This window comes from Mucilaginibacter auburnensis, from assembly GCF_002797815.1.
GTDB classification, from domain to species: Bacteria; Bacteroidota; Bacteroidia; order Sphingobacteriales; family Sphingobacteriaceae; genus Mucilaginibacter; species Mucilaginibacter auburnensis.
Genome location: NZ_PGFJ01000002.1, coordinates 1,650,029 through 1,668,806, shown reverse-complemented (window position 1 = coordinate 1,668,806; position 18,778 = coordinate 1,650,029). Strand labels below are relative to the sequence as shown.

Below are 18,778 nucleotides of genomic sequence, written 5' to 3'. Positions count from 1 at the left end.
TGTTTTTGTGTTAACAATACCGTTATACACCAACTGTTTATTTGCGCAATTAATTAAAAAATAATTAGAATGAGAAAACCTCTACTTGGCGCATTGGCATTAGCTGCTTTAAGCTTTGCTGCTTGCAAAAAAAATAAAATGGAAGTTCCGGATAATACATTTAGCTACCCTGCTATGGTCGAGGCTTCTGATCCGGCTTTGCTAATGACTACTGCTGCCGGTGTAAAAGTATATAACGGTGGTTATGGCTCGGCTTTGGCTGTTGACCCTAATGATCCAACCGCGTTTTATTTGATGACGGACCGCGGGCCAAACGTTGCCGGCACGGCGGTTGCCGGTTCAATACTTTTGGGCAAGCCAGACTTTACTCCGGCTATTGGCAAGTTCAGGTTAAAAGATGGCAAGCTGGTATTGGAGCAGGTTATTGAATTTAAAAATGCTGCGGGTGTTAAACTAAATGGTTTGCCTAATCCGGTGGGTGCCGGTAACACAGGTGAGATACCTTACGACTTAAATAATAATATACTAACCACAAGTGAAGACGGCATAGACTCTGAAGGTTTGGTACGCGCAAGTGATGGTTCTTTTTGGGTAAGCGACGAGTACGGTCCGCATATAGTACATTTTGATGCTACCGGTAAAACTATTGAACGCATCAACCCATTTGGCAGCGGCACCGGCGGTCGTAAAATACCTTTAGTTTTTGCTAAAAGAAGACCCAATCGTGGTATGGAAGGCTTAACCATTACACCTGATGGTAAAACATTGGTAGGCATTATGCAATCGCCAATGTACAATCCAACAAAGGCTGCAGTTGCCAATTCTGTGGTATTGCGCATTTTAACTTTTGATATAGCTACCGGGACAACAAAACAATATGCTTATTTAATGGACAACACCAGCCTAACCGGCTGTAGCGAAATTGTAGCGGTTAACGCCACTACATTTTTAACACTGGAACGAGATGGTAATTTTGCTGGTGCTACCGACAAGCCTGCAACTTTTAAAAAGGTGTTTAAAATTGATGTATCAAACGCTACCGATATTTCTGATGCTGCTAACTCGGCAACCGGTAAATTATATGGCGGCAAAACCGTTGAAGAGTTAAATGATGCAGCAGGCTTAGCAGCAGCCGGTATAACTCCGGTAACCAAAACCCTGGCTGTTGACCTTTTGAAAGATCTGCCGGATGGTGCATATCCCCATGATAAGGCTGAGGGCTTAGCCTTATTGCCGGGCAATATATTGGCCGTATCAAATGATGATGATTTTGGCGTGGTTGATAACGGTTCAAATACCTTCGCTGCCAAAACATTGGCTAACGGCGCTGTTGACCGTAACCGTATTTACTTTATAAAGCTTAAATAATCTATCTTAATACAATTAAAAAGGCGCGACTTATAACAAGCCGCGCCTTTTTTGTGCTCCGTATTTCCGTGATGTATTAGTTATACGTACCGATAAAATTTTTCGGGCTGGTATTTACGTAGGCGTAATACTCAGAGTAACCGTGTTTTTTTGGTTTTTTGATGATCTCTTTCATCGCGATAATGCTATATACATATGCACCTGTTTCGCGGTTAAGTTTCATCATAAAATAGTTGTCTTCGCTTTGTTTGCTAATAGCGCGTTCCAGTTTAACCGAACCGTTGTTATAAGCAGCCGCGGCAAGCGTCCAACTGTTAAACTCGTTATACAGATCTTTTAAATACCTGCATGCGGCAATGGTTGATTTTTCAACGTTTTTACGCTCATCAACCTTTTTGTTAACCCTTAAACCGTAAGTGCGTGCGGTACCCGGCATAAATTGCCACAACCCCGCTGCACCTTTTGGCGATGTGCCTTCTTTCAGACCCGATTCAACCAGTGGCAAATACTTAAAATCTTCGGGAATGCCGTAAGCTTTTAGTATTGGCTCAATTATAGGGAACAATTTTAAGGCTTTGGCGTGCAGAATGTTAGACTGAATGTGTTTGTAGCTATGCTTTTTAAGCGATTTCTGCAGTTTGTTGTAAACAGTGGCATTAACGGGCAGTGCCTCGTTAGCAAAACTGTAACCATTGTCGGCATCTTCTGTTGTATTATTAACAACAAAAGCTGGTACTTCAGTAATAACCGGCTGAGCAATTTTTGGCTCGGGTTTTGTAATGACTGTACTGGCCGTGTTAAGCTTTAAAATGATTAGCAGCACCACTATTACGGAGCACGTAACTAAGTGTTTTTTCATCATTTTTTTTTCGTTTGTAAATGAACTATTTTGTAAATGTTGTTGCAAAGGTACTTTATATAAGGCACATTCTCAAACACTTAAGTTGTGCTTAGTGTTTTGAGAATTTTCAAATAGCTCAAAAATCGCCGTTTAAAGTATTGTAAAGCCGGTTTTTGAACCGCCGAAAAAAAATGAAATTTTACCCTTCTTCGGCTTAAAAAAGGCTATCTTTGTAGCTTCACGCTGCGAAAGCGCAATCAAAAAATCATATGGTATTTAAACGACCAACTAACAGTCGCGACGACAAAAATGGCAGATCATCTAACCGTGATGAAAAGCCAAAAAGATCAACATCGTCAAACCGTGGTAGCTTCTCAAAAAGCACGGACAAATCAAACAACAACGATTCAAAAAAACCATACTCAAGCGGCCCTGCTGCCGAGCGTAGTTCTTTTTCTTCATCAGGAGAAAAGAAAAGCTACGGCCCGCGCAAGCCTTACAGCGGCAGGCCAAGCGGAGACGACGATCGCCCAAAAAGAAGTTTTGGCGGTGAAAGAAGCGAGGGTAAAAGTTTTGAACCACGCAAAAAGCCGTATACAGGCCGCCCTGAAAGCGGAGGAGACGATCGCCCGAAAAGGAGTTTTGGTGGTGAAAGAAGCGATTCAAACAGAAAGCCGTACGGAACCCGTTCAGCCGGAAGTAGTGAGGATAGACCAAAACGAAGCTTTGGCGCTGATAAGGGCGAGAGAAAACGCTTTGAAACGTCATATGAAAAGAAACCTGCCCGTGCAGGTGGCAGCGAGGACAAGCCAAAAAGAGGTGGCTTTGAATCTCGCGGTGGTAAAAAGTTTGACAACGGCAGTTCAAAAAGACCGGCTGCGTTTAAACGCGACGATAACAGGCCGGCGCGTAATGCTGAAGGCGATTACACGGAGCAAAACTTTGATGCTCCTGTTAGAACCATGCGCAGCAAAAAAGCCGGGGAGCCAAAAGAAAAAGATTCAGGCTTGATAAGACTTAACCGTTACATTGCTAACGCGGGTATCTGCTCGCGCCGTAAGGCCGACGAGTTGATAGAAGCGGGCGTTGTTTCTGTTAATGGCGAGGTTATTTCTGAACTTGGTCACAAAGTTGACCCCGCGAAAGACGAGATCCGCTATAATGGCGAAATGCTGCGCCGCGAGAAAAACGTTTACGTTTTATTGAATAAGCCTAAAGACTATATAACCACTACCGACGATCCGCAGGAACGCCGCACCGTTATGCACCTGGTTGAAAAAGCCAGCCGCGAACGTATTTATCCTGTTGGCCGTTTGGACAGAAATACTACCGGTTTGTTATTAATGACCAACGATGGTGACCTGGCCGACAAGCTATCGCATCCGCGTGGCAACGTTACTAAACTTTACCATGTTGAATTAAGTAAAAGCTTAAGCCAGGGTGATTTGAATAAAATAGGTTTTGGTATTGAGCTGGAAGACGGTGTGATTAAACCCGATTCTGTTTCTTATGTTGCGGGTGGTTCAAAACGCGAAATAGGTATACAGATACACAGCGGTAAAAACCGTATTGTACGCCGTATATTTGAGCATTTAGGATATGAAGTGGTTAAGCTTGACCGTGTGGTGTATGCTAACCTTACTAAAAAAGATCTTCCGCGAGGGCGTTGGCGCTATCTGGACGAGAAAGAGATCATCCAGCTAAAGCATCTGATAAAATAATAACTATAGCCTCTGCCAAAGCAGGGGCTATTTTTTTGGTTAATTTTTTACGCTAAAAAAGTTATTGCATCGTTTTTACTAAATTACATCCAATACCTGTTTTAAACCGCACTATGAACAAATTATTAGCGTGCCTGTGTTTTATAATACTGTTACCGGTATTAGTTATGGCACAAAAGAAAGATAAGAATGCCCCGCCAAAGGTTTTTGATCTGTTGATAGGTGGTTATACATCGCCTGATGGCAACAGCGGTATTACAGTTTACCGCTTTTATGCGGAAACCGGCAGGGTATCATTCCTCGGAGAAACAGCTACTTCTAATCCGAGTTATCTGTGCGTATCTCCGGATAGAAAATTTGTATATACCGTGAATGAAGACGCGCAGGGTGGAGTGAGCGCTTTTTCATTCGACTATAATTCAGGCAAGCTTAACTTTATTAATAAACAGTCTTCGGGTGGTGCGCAACCTGCGCATATTACCATTGATAAGGAGGCACGCAACGTTATTGTATCAAATTATGGCGATGGCAAGCTAACTGTGCTTCCCGTTAATAAAGATGGTTCTTTAGCCCCTGCCTCGCAAACCATTACAGACGAAGGTGGCAGCGTGAATCCTGAAAGGCAAAAAGGTCCGCATATACATTCGGCCGTTTTGTCGCCTGATGAAAAGCATTTGCTTTATGCCGACTTAGGTACCGACAAAGTTTATATCAATAAATACAAGGCAGGAAAAACACCTGCTTTAATACCTGAAAGTACGCCTTTTGAACAGGTAAATCCCGGCGATGGGCCCCGTCATATGGAATTTTCTGCGGATGGCAAATTTTTGTACCTCGTTAATGAGATGGGTGCTGCCGTTAACTCTTTTGCGTTTGCTGATGGTAAGTTGAAATTTATTGACAGCGTAAGCATGGTGCCGCCGGGTTTCACCGGCGAAAAAGCCGGAGCAGACATTCATCTTTCTCCTGATGGTAATTATCTGTATGCAACAAACCGGGGTGCGCTTAATGAGCTATTGGTATACGCCACAGACAAAGTTACCGGCAAATTGCGTTTTTTAACACGCTACCATACAGGGCAGGGGCCTCGCAATTTTACAGTTGAGCCCGGAGGGAACTTTTTGATATTGGCAGCACAAAAGTCAAACGAAGTGAGTATTTATAAATTTGACAAGAAAACCGGAGTCTTGATCCCGTTAAATAATACCATTAGTGTATCCTCGCCATCGGTGGTGAAGTTAGTGTCGGCTGAGTAAGTTTATTTATGTATACGTCAGTCAATCCTATTCATTTGTATAATTTTAGTGAGAAGCTAAAACGCATATTAGACACAGAACTTAAGCTGGGGAACAAAATAGGTGGAACTTCTGATGGCTGGCCTTTTGAGGATGGCATTAGTATTCATTTAATGTACACATTCAATCAACGTTATCACTTGTTTCCGGGTGTGGAATATGAAGAAATAGATGATCCGCATTATTGGAAAGCTCAGTATCTGGATAATGATCTGAAGCATTTGCTAACGTGCGGCTTTTCTTAAAAAACATGTTGATTAAGAAATGACTCGATTTCAAAAACTAATTTTTAAGTAGCCACATTCATTACCCTTATTTAACACTTTTTCCCTTCAAAATTCCTATTTTTGCAACCTCTTAAAATTGAGGTAGCTATTTTGATGTACAAGGAATACAAGCAGTTAAATTTATCGCAGACCGGAAAAGAGGTGCTGGACTTTTGGCAGAAGAATAACATCTTCAAAAAAAGTATTGACAGTCGCCCGGCCGGTAATCCATATACTTTTTACGAGGGGCCACCGTCAGCAAACGGTATGCCCGGTATTCACCACGTAATGGCTCGCGCCATAAAGGATATTTTTTGCCGTTACAAAACGCTGAAAGGGTATCGTGTTGAGCGTAAAGGCGGTTGGGATACGCATGGCTTGCCTATTGAGCTGGCGGTTGAAAAATCGTTAGGTATAACCAAAGAAGATATCGGTAAAAAAATAAGCGTACAACAGTATAATGATGCCTGCCGCAAGGAGGTAATGCGTTATACAGACGTATGGAACGACCTTACCGAGAAAATGGGTTACTGGGTTGATCTGGAAGATCCGTACATCACTTACCAAAACGATTACATTGAAACCCTTTGGTGGATACTGAAGGAATTGTATAATAAAGACCTTTTATACAAAGGCTACACTATTCAGCCATATTCGCCAAAATCTGGCACCGGCTTAAGCTCGCACGAGCTGAACCAGCCGGGAACCTATAAAATGGTGAAGGATACTACCATCACCGCGCAGTTTAAAGTAAAGCGTGATGGTGATTCTGAATTTTTATTTGAAGGCGCACATGGTGACGTATTCATTTTGGCCTGGACAACCACTCCATGGACACTGCCATCAAACAGCGCTTTAGCCGTTGGCGAAAAAATAACCTACGCTAAAATAGCCACTTTTAATCCGTATACTTTTGAGCCGATAACAGTTGTGTTGGCGCAGGATCTGGTAGCTAAATACTTTAAAGCCGATGCTGAAAATGCATCTTTTGAAGATTACAAGGCAGGCGATAAATTAATACCATGGGCTGTTAAGTCAACCCATCCGGGCGCTGAATTAGTTGGTATTCACTATGAGCAATTGCTGCCTTATGTAACCAATGCCGATCTGGAGCAAAACGGTTTCCGCGTTATAGCCGGAGATTTTGTTACCACAGCTGATGGTACCGGTATAGTACACATTGCGCCAACATTTGGTGCGGATGACTTTAGGGTGGCCCGCGAAGCAGGTGTGCCTGCCGTTATGGTGAAAGACGAGTTGGGTAAAGATGTACCACTGGTTAACAAACAAGGTAAGTTTGTTGATGAGGTAACCGACTTTGCCGGCTTCTATGTAAAAGAAGAATACTACACCGCTGAAGAGCGAGCTGCCGAAGGTTTTAAACCTACGGATGTGCTCATCTCTATCAAATTAAAGACAGAGAACAAAGCGTTCGACGTAAAAAAATACGAACACAGCTATCCGCACTCCTGGCGTACTGATGAGCCTATTTTATATTATCCGTTAGATAGCTGGTTTATCCGCACTACCGTGTTGAAAGACAAAATGGTGGAGCTGAACAAAACCATCAACTGGAAACCTGAATCAACCGGAACAGGCCGTTTTGGTAACTGGCTGGAGAATCTGGTAGACTGGAATTTGTCGCGTTCACGTTTTTGGGGTACACCGCTGCCTATATGGCGTGAAGAGAATGGTAAAGAGGAGAAGTGCATCGGCTCGGTTGAGGAGTTGGAAAAAGAAATTGCAAAATCGGTAGCTGCCGGTTTTATGCCTGCTGGCTTTGATCTGAGCGACCTGCACCGCCCTTATGTAGATGATATCATCCTGACCTCGGCAAACGGCAACAAAATGTTCCGCGAACCTGACCTGATAGACGTTTGGTTTGACAGTGGCGCAATGCCTTACGCGCAGTGGCATTTCCCGTTTGAAAATAAAGACAAGTTTAAAAATGCCTACCCGGCAGATTTTATAGCCGAGGGCGTTGACCAAACCCGTGGCTGGTTCTTTACCCTGCACGCCATAGCCGTTATGCTAAGTGAAAGCAGTGACGAAGTTAAGGCTATTAACGAGGCTATTGGTAATAAAGGTGTTGCCTTTAAAAATGTAATATCAAACGGATTGGTGCTTGATAAAAACGGCAATAAAATGTCAAAACGTTTGGGTAACGGGGTTGATCCGTTTGCTACCATTGAGCAATACGGCGCCGACGCCGCCCGTTGGTATATGATCAGCAATGCCGCGCCATGGGACAACCTTAAGTTCAACACAGATGGTATTGATGAGGTTCGCCGTAAGTTTTTCGGTACTTTATATAATACGTATAACTTTTTCGCACTGTATGCCAATATTGATGGTTTTAATTACAGTGAAGCAGAGGTTGAATTAGCCCAACGCCCGGAAATTGACCAGTGGATCATCTCCTTATTAAATACTTTAACTAAAGAAGTTGACGGCTACTATGCCGATTTTGAGCCTACCAAAGCTACCCGTGCTATACAAGATTTTGTTGACGCGCACCTGAGCAACTGGTATGTAAGGCTGAGCCGTCGCCGTTTCTGGAAATCAGAAGATTCTGCTGATAAACTTTCTGCTTACCAAACGCTTTATACTTGTTTAATAACTATAAGCAAGTTAATGTCGCCGGTGGCGCCGTTCTTTGCTGAGCGTTTATATACCGATCTAAACGCGGTAACGGGTAAAGAGCAATTTGAATCGGTTCACCTGGCTTATTTCCCTGAGTACAATGAAGCTTTGGTAAACGCAGCTTTAGAGGAGCGCATGCAACTGGCGCAGGATATATCATCGCTGGTATTATCCCTGCGTAAAAAGGTAAGTATCAACGTGCGCCAGCCATTGAGCAAAATATTGCTGCCTATACTGAACAAAAACTTTGAACAGCAGGTGGAGCAGGTTAAAGAATTGATCTTGTCTGAAACCAACATCAAGGATATAGAATATATAACCGATACGGCAGGTATCATCACCAAAAAGATCAAACCTAATTTTAAGGCCTTAGGCGCTAAAGTGGGTAAAGATATGAAAGCTGTGGCCGAAGAAATAGGTAAATTAACCCAGGAGGATATTACCCGATTGGAAAATGAAGGAAGTATTCAACTGATCACTAATCACTATTCTCTGATCACTACAGACGTGGAGATCATTGCTGAAGATGTACCCGGTTGGCAGGTTGCAAGTTTAGGAAAACTAACCGTGGCTTTAGATGTTACCCTAACCGATGAATTAAAGGAAGAAGGAATATCCCGCGAGTTTGTTAACCGAGTGCAAAATTTACGCAAAGCTAACGGGTTTGAAGTTACCGACAGGATAAAGGTGCAGGTAGCGGGCCCATCTGATATTTGGCAAGCGGTGCAAAATAATTTATCCTATATTTGCGCCGAAATTTTAGCCGATACTATATTGCCTGACAGTGAGTTAGCTGGCGGGGAGAAAACAGAAATAAACGGAAGTGATTTAACCATTGCCTTAACGAAAATATAAATGAAACAAGAAAACGAAAAAACCAGATATAGCGACGCTGAGTTAAAAGAATTTAAAGACCTGTTGTTAGAGAAACTGGCAAGCGCCAAAGAAGAACTGAATGCACTCGCAACTTCATTAAGCTCGCCTAATGCTAACGGTACTGATGATACTGCCGGTACTTATAAAACACTGGAGGATGGATCAGCTACTTTAGAAAAAGAACAGATCAATCAACTGGCTGCCCGTCAAAAAAAGTTTATTGACCAGTTAGAAGCTGCCTTGGTTCGTATTGAGAACAAAACTTACGGTATTTGCCGCGAAACCGGTAAATTGATACCTAAAGAGCGTTTGCGTGCAGTGCCGCACACTACCTTAACAATGGAAGCTAAATTAAAGCAGTAAATGAAGGCTTCGTACGTTAAACCTTTTATTGTTGCTCTTATAATAATCATTGTAGACCAGGTAATAAAAACCTGGGTTCGCATGAATATGTATCCCGGCGAGGAGATCAAATTTTTAGGCGAACGCGGAATGCTGCATTATACCGAAAATAACGGTATGGCATTCGGCATGGAACTGGGCGGCGATTGGGGAAAGCTTGCGCTAACCCTTTTTCGTATAGTTGCTGTTTGCGGTATTGGTTATGGAATGGTGTATTTAATAAAACGCAAATACCACCGCGGCCTTATCATGAATGTAGCCTTGATATTTGCCGGCGCTATGGGTAATATAATTGATTCAACCTTTTACGGCCTGCTTTACCAAACAGGTTATGACGGCAAACCACTGGGCTTGTTCCATGGCCGGGTTGTAGATATGTTCTACTTCCCGCTAATAACCGGTAACTTTCCTGACTGGGTGCCATTTTGGGGAGGGCAGGACTTCGTTTTCTTCAGGCCGGTATTCAATTTTGCTGATGCCGCTATTTCTGTTGGTGTTATTTTGATATTAATATTTCAAAAGCACTATTTTAAACAGGAAATTCCCGAAGAACCAACTCCTAACAGTGAAATGTTAGAAGAGTAAGCTAAATTCTAAAGTATAAACGAAAAAAGCCACGGTTAGTCCGTGGCTTTTTTTGTTTATAGACTTTTTTATTAGGTGTTTAATTCTAAATGGTCATTAGTTATCTAAAATTTTACATGTTTCAAGTATATTTCAAATTTATACTCAATTAGCTGTAATTATGCCTGTAAATTTTATCAATTTTAAGTTTTAAAGTGATTTTTTTAAAAGTTTTTTCATTTTTATTATCTATTTAATAAAAAAATACTAATTTTAGACATGCAAATGAGGGTATACAAACAATTTTATATGATTTTTGTGTTGCTTCGCGCCTGTTTATGGAACGTGAGCATCTCATTTGCCGGAAATGTTGAAGCAAAACTATCTGCAGAAGGAGTTGATGATAGTCAACATATCAACAGAAACATAATAATGGTGTCGGCAAGCGACGCGGTGTATGCTGCCGATAATTTTGACGAAGCAGAGCAACATGATTTTTTGAGAACACAGGTAAGCCGGGTTACCGCCCTGCCGGTGTTCCATCGGGACAGAATATATAACAGGAAAAATTTAAACGGAGAGCGGGTACGGTTTTTAAGACTACTGCTTTTTCCAAACCATTCATTTGGATGAAAAAAAGTAAACCCTAATAAACTATTGAAACAAACAGGGCCTTCGCCCCAATTTTGAACTTATATAATAACCCTAATCAACAACTTAAAAATGAAAAAAATCGTACCTTTTGGCATTCTCGTAATTGTAGTCATCCTGGCGCTAATGTACCCGGGTGCTAAAGCCGCCCCGGCGCCTACCACGTATGTTGGAGCCGACATTGCATGGATCCTGATCTCAACCGCGCTTGTATTATTAATGACCCCTGGTTTGGCATTCTTCTACGGCGGTATGGTTAGAAAGAAAAACGTTATCTCAACCATGCTGCAAAGCTTTGTTTGTATGGGTTTGATCACCATTATCTGGGTAGTATTTGGTTTTAGTATGGCGTTTGGTGAAGACGTTGGCGGTATGGGTTTAATTGGTAGCCCATCGTCATTCTTCATGATGCAAAACACCTTAGGTGTAGCATGGTTAGGCGGTACTATCCCGGTTATCCTGTTCGCAATGTTCCAGTTAAAATTCGCGGTTATTACACCTGCGTTAATTACAGGTGCATTTGCTGAACGTATCCGTTTCAACTCTTACCTTATTTTCATCACCCTTTTCATTGTAATTATCTATATTCCTCTTGCGCATGCTACATGGCACCCAGAAGGTATGTTCTTTAAATATGGCGTACTTGACTTTGCAGGTGGTACTGTAGTACACATGTCTGCTGGTTGGGCTGCATTGGCATCAGCTTTATATTTGAAAAAACGTAATGAAGTTCCTGAGTCTCACACTCCGGCACGTATCAGCTACGTAATATTAGGTACAGGTTTACTTTGGTTCGGTTGGTTCGGTTTCAACGCCGGTTCAGCTTTAGGCGCAGGCGAATTAGCTGCAACTGCACTGGCTACTACCACTACTGCTTCTGCTGCTGCTGCAATGTCATGGATATTCTTTGATATGTTACGCGGTAAAAAACCATCAGCTTTAGGTGCTTGTATAGGTGCCGTTGTAGGTTTGGTTGCTATTACTCCAGCTGCAGGTTTCGTAACCGTATCAAGCTCATTGGTAATTGGTATAGTTGCTGCGGTTATCAGTAACCTGGTGGTTATCTGGAGAAGCAAAACCAACATTGACGATACCCTTGACGTATTCCCTTGCCACGGTGTAGGCGGTATGGTAGGTATGGTTATGACCGGTATCTTCGCTACTAAAAGCGTTAACTCATTAGGCGCTGAAGGCTTATTCTACGGCGAAAGCACATTGTTTGTTAAACACATGGTTGCCCTGGTTGGTGTATCAGCATTTGCTTTCATAGGTTCATTTATCCTGTTGAAAGTTACTGACCTGATCAGCCCGCTACGCGTTACTGTTGAAGAAGAGATTGCTGGTTTGGACGTAAGTCAGCACGACGAAGAATTGTAATTAATAACATAGTCTAAACTTGATCAAAAAAAGCGGGCCTATTGGCCCGCTTTTTTGCTTATATATTAATTTATTAACGTCCTATACCTCGCCTGCCTCTGCCGCCTCCGTCACCGCCAGGTTGTTGTTGTTGTTGTTGACGTTGCTGCTCCATCTGCTGTTGGCGTTGTTGATCTTGCTGCTGCTGACGTTGTTGCTGCTGACGTTGCTGTTCCATTTGCTGTTGTTGCTGGCGTTGCTGCTGCTCTTGTCCGCGTCTTTGCTGATCCATCTGCTGTTGGCGTTGTTGATCGCGCTGCATTTGTTGCTGCTGCTGCTGACGCTGCTGATCCATTTGTTGCTGGCGTTGCTGCTGCTCTTGTCCGCGTCTTTGCTGTTCCATCTGCTGTTGGCGTTGTTGATCTTGCTGCTGCTGACGTTGTTGCTGTTGACGTTGCTGGTCTTGCATTTGCTGCTGCTGAAGCTGCTGATCCATTTGCTGTTGTTGCTGGCGCTGTTGTTGCTCTTGTCCGCGTCGTTGCTGCTCCTGCATTTGTTGCTGCTGTTGGCGTTGCTGATCTTGCTGCCCTTGTTGCTGGCGTTGTTGATTCCATTGCTGCTGCATTTGTTGACGACGCTGCTCACGCTCCTGGTTTTGCTGGTCACGCTGCGGCTGATCCTGCCCCGCATCTAAACCACGGGGCGTGCGGTTCTGATCCATTTGCTGGCGTCTTGCTTCGCGTTGCTGCATTTGCTCTTCCGACTGTTGCCTGCGGGCCGGGTTTTGATCATTTTGCTGATCCGATGGTTGCCTGCCCTGGCCTCCGCGGCCATTCCATGAGCTGTTGTCGGGAGTGCCATTGTTGCGGTTAGGGCTGCCCGCATCCCTGTTATTATCATTACTGCGTGGCATGCCGCGTCTGCTGTCATTATTTACGCGCACAAATTTGTCATCGGGTTTTTCGCTGCGTGCAGCTTGAATAAGCTTTTCGGTATTTGCTCTGTTATTTTCAATGCCGCGCCTGTTACTTACCGCTATCCTGTTGCCCGGGTTGGCATCTCTGTAAGCTCTTCCGTCAACTACCCGAGAAGGTCGCGCGTTTTTGTTTATGGTGATATTAGGGCGATAAATATTAACGGTATTGTTATTTACATTAATAGCACCCGGTCTGCGTGAATCGTTCACCCTGTAAATTTGGGGTGCGTTTCTGGTTACCCTGCGTATATCGTCATATCTTGGTCCGCCAATGTAATTGCGGTTGTTAATAACCACTGTATTGTTAATTATGGTAGTTCTGTTAATTATTCTTACCACCTGTGTGCGGGGCACATAATAATCATAAATACGGGGGCTGTTTATGTAAACTTCGGGGGCATAGTTCCAGTAATAATCTGGTACGTTGTAATTACTGCCAATTGATACGTTAATATTGATGCCCGGGCTTAAAGGAGCCCATCCATAATAACCACCACCCTGGCGCCAGTTCACCCATGCTGGTCCCCATTCGTTATCGGGCACCCACATCCAGCCATAATAATCGTCAAAAAACCATCGGCCATAATGGAATGTAGCCCATCCCCATGGATAGTCAGATACCCATGTGTTGCCATATTCGGTCAAAACCCAGTGTCCCCTTGAGCCATAAGGACTAAAGCCTTCTTCTGCATCGGGTATCCATACATCTCCATACCGGTCATCATAAACCCAGGTGCCATAAGGCGAAAGCTCATCGTAAAATACCTGGTTAGACACGTACCCTCCCTGCGCCGAGGCCTGGCGCGGACTAAATGCCGTTAGCAACAATGCTAAAAGGCCTATTCCCCATATTTTATTTAAGATCTTCATTGTTTTATGTTTAAAATTAATTCAGGCTTATATGTGTTGTTGCATGTATGACCCGATAAATAACAAAACGTTTAGTGCGCTTAAGTTGTATTACTATATAAGTACATTTAGCCGCTATACAATGTGTTTTTAAAATGATATTTTTACTTGTAATTAAACATTAACTGAAATGAGTACTGTAAACATCCCCCTGCTGGATCTCAATAATTATTTAAATGGCGATGCTGCCCAACGCAAGCAGTTTTCTGACGAGATAGGCAAAGCTTTTAACGAAACAGGCTTTGTAACCATAACCAACCATGGGCTGAGCAAAGAGATGATTGATAACCTTTATAAGCAGGTTAAAGCGCTTTTTGCTTTGCCGGATGAAGTGAAGTCAACATACGAGATACCCGAATTAGCCGGGCAGCGTGGTTACACAGGAAAAGGTAAGGAAACTGCAAAAGGCTTTAAAACCCCTGATCTGAAAGAGTTTTGGCAAATTGGGCAAACCATTACCGATGCTGAAGTAAGCAAAGACGATTATCCGGATAATCTGGTAGTTAAAGAATTGCCTGAATTTAACGAGGTAACATTAAACATATACCGAAAATTAGAAAATATAGGGATTAACCTGCTCCGTGCCATTGCGGTTTATCTGGGCTTGGATGAACATTATTTTGATGATAAGGTACATAATGGTAATTCTATTTTACGGACGTTGCATTACTTCCCGATAGAGAACCCCGACGCTGTACCTGCCGATGCCGTAAGAGCGGGCGCACACGAGGATATTAATTTGATAACCCTGTTGATTGGAGCCAGCGCAGATGGTTTAGAAGTACTTACCCGCGAAGGCAGCTGGTATCCGGTAAAAGCGCACGGCGAAGACCTGGTAGTGAATGTGGGCGATATGCTGCAAAGGCTTACCAACAATAAGCTCAAATCAACAACACACCGTGTAGTTAATCCCCCGCGTGAACTAATGAAGTTTTCACGTTTTTCAGTGCCGTTTTTCTTACACCCAAAGGCCGATATGGACCTTACCTCATTACCGTCGACCATTGATGCGGAACACCCAAAAGCTTACAGCGATATCACCGCAGGAGAATATCTGGATGAGCGTTTGAGAGAAATAGGACTGAAGAAATAAATTTCGCTTTAATAGGCAATCAAGCTTAAAAACAGAGACACGATCTATTCGCATCTCTGTTTTTTTTTAACAAAAGCTTAACATAGGTTTGTGTAGCGCTTTGTTGATGTGTATTCGTTTCATCAACAAAAACTAAAAACCAATGAAGACATTTAAAAAATCTATCGCCCTGTTATTTGCCGGTGTTGCGCTATTTACTGCATGTAAAGACAAAACCGTTAGTCCTAAGTCTGACCTAACCACCTGTACAGGCTGCCAGTTTTTATTCACCGAAAGTGCTGATGTGCAGGTGCCGGGATATACCTTAAAAAGCGGAGAATACCGTGTATTTTGGAGCGAGGTAAAGAAAGGTCCGCTTACTCAAAAAACCTTTATCAAAGCTCCAATGGTGACCAATAGTTTTACAATAGGTAAAGCAGGTATACAAGACGGAAATGTTTTGGTGCTCGACATTTGCCCAAGTTGTAACATGGTTGAAATGATGCCTGTTGATGGCCAGATAACAGGTATAAATACTACACCGGGTTTGCCTGCCGATAAAGCTAAGTGGTTGATAGAAGCAAAAATAATACGTGTACCTTATGCTTTTTCTAACCTGCGGGATACTGTACATATAAAACAATACTTTACAGCAAATTTTGTAAATAATTAATTGCAGACAGAGAGAGCCTAAACAGGCTCTCTTTGTTTAAATGAACATTATCAATTTATTGGTCGCATTAACCTGTCCCACCTTATGCCGCTTAAAATGTTTTTGGTTGAGTCGGTACTCCACCAGGTTAGTTTGGCTTTACCTATAATGTGGTCTTCGGGTACGTAGCCCCAAAAACGCGAATCAAGCGAGTCGTGACGGTTGTCACCCATCATCCAGTAATAGTTCATTTTAAAGGTGTAAGACGTGGTTTTTTTGCCGTTGATGAAAATGTCTTTCCCTTTTACATTGACCGTATTGCCCTCGTAAATTTCAATAGCACGGCGATAGAGTGTAAGGGTAGAATCGTTCAATGCAACGGTCCAGCCTTTGGCAGGCATTTTTAGCGGACCGAAATTGTCTACGTTCCATTTAAATTGCTCATTGTGCGGAAATACTTCCGGATCAAAAGTCCCCGCAGTTGCCACAACAGGCGTAACACTTTTTATGTTACTGATGCTTTTGAAAGCAGCAAGTTGGTCGGCCGGAATAACCATTTCAAAGCCGTTGTTGGCATACTGGCCGCGTATAGTGATGCGCATATCTTCTAATAGCTTAGGATTGAGGTCAGAACCATCTGTCACTACCGCGTATGATGTTTGTGCCTTTGGCGCATTAACCATAGCCTTACCATTAATGAAAACCTGGCCATTAATTATGCTTAGCACATCACCGGGTGTTGCCTGGCAGCGTTTAATGAGGGTGGTACGTTCATCTGTAGGTATGTTATATTCGGGCCCTGCTTCGTCGGGTTTGTTAAAAACTACGATGTCGCCTTTTTTTGGTGACGAGAACCCCGGCAAGCGAAAGTAAGGCAGCTGAATGCCGCTCCAATAAGTTTTTACACCACCAACAACAGGTTCGGTAAAAGGTATGGCAAAGGGAGTAATGGCTAAGCGTGGTCCGTAGCTTATTTTGCTCACAAATAAGTAATCGCCGGGAAGTTGCGTGCCTTCCATTGATCCGGAAGGAATAGCATAAGCAGAAAACAGTAACCCGCGTATAACAGTTGAAACCACCAGCGCGAAAACCAATGCGTCAAACCATTCACGGGCTTTGCTTTTTTTAGCTTTTGACTGTCCGGTTTTTTTTGTAAAAAATTTTGCATTCCAATTCATAAACATAGGGTTTGGTTAAAAATTGGACGACGAGAATGGGGAAATGTTACACTTAATATTGCTTTCGGTTACGTTCCTCCTTAGGGGGTCAAGGGGAACTCAATCTCCAGTAAAACCGGGCAATGATCTGAATGCTTGGCCTCCGGTAAAATGGCTACCCGTTTTATGTTTTCTTCCAGTTCTTTACTCGCCATGGTGTAATCAATGCGCCAGCCCAGGTTTTTAGCGCGGGCATTGGCTCTAAAGCTCCACCATGTATAATTATGCGGCTCTTTGTTGAGATGCCTGAAGGTGTCAATAAATCCAGATTCGATAAAGTTCTCCATCCACTCGCGCTCCTCAGGCAAGAAACCTGATGAGTTGGCATTAGATTTTGGGTTATGGATATCAATAGGACGATGGCATATATTATAATCGCCGCAGATAACAAGCCGCGGATGTTCAACTTTAAGCAGGGTTAAATACTTGCCAAATTCGTCCAGAAAACGGAACTTAAATATCTGCCTTTCCTCTCCGCTTGAACCGGACGGGAAATAAACACTCATTACAGATACTTCATCAAAATCAACACGTATGTTACGACCCTCGCGGTCAAAATCGGGTATGCCGCAGCCGTATTCAATATGATTAGGTACGCGTTTGGTTAAAATAGCAACACCGCTGTAACCTTTCTTTTCGGCAGGGAACCAGTAGTGGTGGTAGCCTAAAGCTTCAACCAAATGCAGGTCGGTCAATACATCCGGCGTAGCTTTAATTTCCTGCAGACAAACAACATCAGCATTGGTAGCCTGCAGCCAGGCCAGCCAGTTTTTATTAATGGCAGAGCGGATGCCGTTAACGTTATAGGTGATTATCTTCATGATTTTGGATGTCGGATTTTCGATATCGGATTTGAGAAGTTATAAAAATAAATGATTCCGAAATCTCACATCCGAAATCCGAATTAAAGGTGGCTTAGCGCGCAAGGTTTAGGATCTTATCCAACTGCTTGCATTCTCTTTTTTTAAGGAGGGAAACCGTCATGGGTACATCGGTAATAGGCCTGTCTTTAGCATCCTTTTTTACTGCCGCAACGCGGTCAACCATATCAATGCCGCTCACTACTTCGCCGTATACGGTATAGTTTTGATCTAAATGCGGTGAGCCGCCAACAGAAGTATACATTGCCCTTTGCGACGCCGGTATTTGTCTGCCTTTTAAACGCGTTTCAATCAGTTTGTCAAGTTCGGCATCGGTAAAGCGTTTCCCTTCTACAATGTAAAACTGGCAGCCACTTGATGCTTTACTGGGGATGTCATCTCTTGCTGCGGCCAAAACGCCGCGTTTATGAAAGAGGCTATCTTTAAATTCCGCCGGAACAGTATAGCCTACATCACCATTGCCTAACTCCATGCCCTGCTTGTTTTTGTTAGGATCTTTAGAGTCGGGGTCGCCGCCTTGTATCATAAAGTTTTGAATAACCCTGTGAAACAGTGTGCCGTTGTAATGCCCCTTTTTTACTAATTTGATAAAGTTGTCACGGTGTTGTGGGGTTTCATTATACAAACGTATAATGCATTCGCCGTAGGCCGTTTTTATCCTTACATAGTAGTTAGGCTTTTTGGCGAATGCTGAAAAGGTCAATAAACATAGTACAACAAGGGTAGCTAATTTTCTCATCCTTCCAACTCCTCAAAATAGTTAATTATTAATGATTTCATCAGCAGTTCCTGTTCCAATAAGGTATAATTAGGTATTTGCTTAATCAATTTCCAGTGCGGCCAGCCATCCTGATCCAATCCTTCCAGTTCGTAAAATCCCATCATGCTCATTAAACGGCAGGTAGCAATATGCATTAGCTCTTCCTTCTGCCGTTTGCTGAATTTTTTTGGCCCTTGCCCTAACTCCTGCACGCCTATCAGAAAAAGCATAACTTTTACGTCGGGTGTATCGCTGTCAAAGTCGCGCGATATGCGCTCCTGTAACTCTTTCCATTTTATGTTGATCTCAGCAGGTGTCATAGCTTCAA

At 43.0% G+C, this 18,778-nt stretch carries 17 protein-coding genes; 11 read left to right on the top strand and 6 right to left on the bottom strand.

Annotation, left to right across the window (positions count from 1 at the left end; genetic code table 11):
- Positions 1–69: 69 nt before the first annotated feature.
- Positions 70–1,368 carry an esterase-like activity of phytase family protein gene (locus CLV57_RS18200; RefSeq protein WP_100342799.1) on the top strand — a complete coding sequence of 433 codons (1,299 nt, stop codon included), beginning with the start codon at positions 70–72 and terminating at the stop codon, positions 1,366–1,368.
- A gap of 76 nt (positions 1,369–1,444) precedes the next feature.
- Here CLV57_RS18200 and CLV57_RS18195 read toward each other — a convergent pair whose 3' ends face one another.
- Entirely contained in the window at positions 1,445–2,230 is a 786-nt protein-coding gene (locus CLV57_RS18195; RefSeq protein WP_100342798.1) for a lytic transglycosylase domain-containing protein, read from the bottom strand.
- Between the two features lie 248 nt (positions 2,231–2,478).
- On the opposite strand from CLV57_RS18195, the gene CLV57_RS18190 reads away from it, so the two are divergent.
- From CLV57_RS18190 to CLV57_RS18155, 8 genes are all read left to right on the top strand, one after another.
- Positions 2,479–3,930, top strand: a complete 1,452-nt coding sequence (locus tag CLV57_RS18190) for a pseudouridine synthase (protein WP_100342797.1) — start codon at positions 2,479–2,481, stop codon at positions 3,928–3,930.
- 113 nt (positions 3,931–4,043) lie between these two features.
- Positions 4,044–5,186: a lactonase family protein gene (locus CLV57_RS18185; protein ID WP_100342796.1), complete on the top strand. Its 1,143-nt coding sequence runs from the start codon at positions 4,044–4,046 to the stop codon at positions 5,184–5,186.
- A gap of 8 nt (positions 5,187–5,194) precedes the next feature.
- Entirely contained in the window at positions 5,195–5,470 is a 276-nt protein-coding gene (locus CLV57_RS18180; RefSeq protein WP_100342795.1) for a hypothetical protein, read from the top strand.
- A 135-nt stretch (positions 5,471–5,605) separates the two neighbouring features.
- Complete coding sequence (ileS, locus tag CLV57_RS18175) at positions 5,606–8,989, top strand: isoleucine--tRNA ligase (RefSeq protein ID WP_100342794.1); 3,384 nt, start codon at positions 5,606–5,608, stop codon at positions 8,987–8,989.
- Entirely contained in the window at positions 8,990–9,373 is a 384-nt protein-coding gene (locus CLV57_RS18170; protein ID WP_100342793.1) for a TraR/DksA family transcriptional regulator, read from the top strand.
- Positions 9,374–9,997, top strand: coding sequence for a lipoprotein signal peptidase (locus CLV57_RS18165; protein ID WP_100342792.1), 624 nt, complete (start codon positions 9,374–9,376; stop codon positions 9,995–9,997).
- Between the two features lie 264 nt (positions 9,998–10,261).
- Positions 10,262–10,609 carry a hypothetical protein gene (locus tag CLV57_RS18160; protein WP_157799217.1) on the top strand — a complete coding sequence of 116 codons (348 nt, stop codon included), beginning with the start codon at positions 10,262–10,264 and terminating at the stop codon, positions 10,607–10,609.
- 90 nt (positions 10,610–10,699) lie between these two features.
- Entirely contained in the window at positions 10,700–12,004 is a 1,305-nt protein-coding gene (locus CLV57_RS18155) for an ammonium transporter (RefSeq protein WP_100342790.1), read from the top strand.
- Between the two features lie 73 nt (positions 12,005–12,077).
- Here the strand turns inward: CLV57_RS18155 and CLV57_RS18455 are convergent, their stop codons facing one another.
- Complete coding sequence (locus tag CLV57_RS18455; protein ID WP_157799216.1) at positions 12,078–13,829, bottom strand: DUF6600 domain-containing protein; 1,752 nt, start codon at positions 13,827–13,829, stop codon at positions 12,078–12,080.
- Positions 13,830–13,998: 169 nt separating this feature from the next.
- On the opposite strand from CLV57_RS18455, the gene CLV57_RS18145 reads away from it, so the two are divergent.
- Positions 13,999–14,961, top strand: coding sequence for an isopenicillin N synthase family dioxygenase (locus CLV57_RS18145; protein WP_100342789.1), 963 nt, complete (start codon positions 13,999–14,001; stop codon positions 14,959–14,961).
- Between the two features lie 142 nt (positions 14,962–15,103).
- On the top strand, positions 15,104–15,613 hold the full coding sequence (locus CLV57_RS18140) for a hypothetical protein (protein WP_100342788.1): 510 nt from the start codon (positions 15,104–15,106) through the stop codon (positions 15,611–15,613).
- Positions 15,614–15,663: 50 nt separating this feature from the next.
- Here CLV57_RS18140 and lepB read toward each other — a convergent pair whose 3' ends face one another.
- The 4 genes from lepB to CLV57_RS18120 form a co-directional block, all read right to left on the bottom strand.
- Entirely contained in the window at positions 15,664–16,770 is a 1,107-nt protein-coding gene (gene lepB / locus CLV57_RS18135; protein ID WP_100342787.1) for a signal peptidase I, read from the bottom strand.
- Between the two features lie 80 nt (positions 16,771–16,850).
- On the bottom strand, positions 16,851–17,630 hold the full coding sequence (locus tag CLV57_RS18130) for an exodeoxyribonuclease III (protein WP_100342786.1): 780 nt from the start codon (positions 17,628–17,630) through the stop codon (positions 16,851–16,853).
- Positions 17,631–17,724: 94 nt separating this feature from the next.
- Positions 17,725–18,429 carry a peptidylprolyl isomerase gene (locus CLV57_RS18125; RefSeq protein WP_100342785.1) on the bottom strand — a complete coding sequence of 235 codons (705 nt, stop codon included), beginning with the start codon at positions 18,427–18,429 and terminating at the stop codon, positions 17,725–17,727.
- Complete coding sequence (locus CLV57_RS18120; protein WP_100342784.1) at positions 18,426–18,770, bottom strand: hypothetical protein; 345 nt, start codon at positions 18,768–18,770, stop codon at positions 18,426–18,428. Before CLV57_RS18120 ends, CLV57_RS18125 begins: the two co-directional genes overlap by 4 nt.
- Between the last annotated feature and the right edge of the window lie 8 nt (positions 18,771–18,778).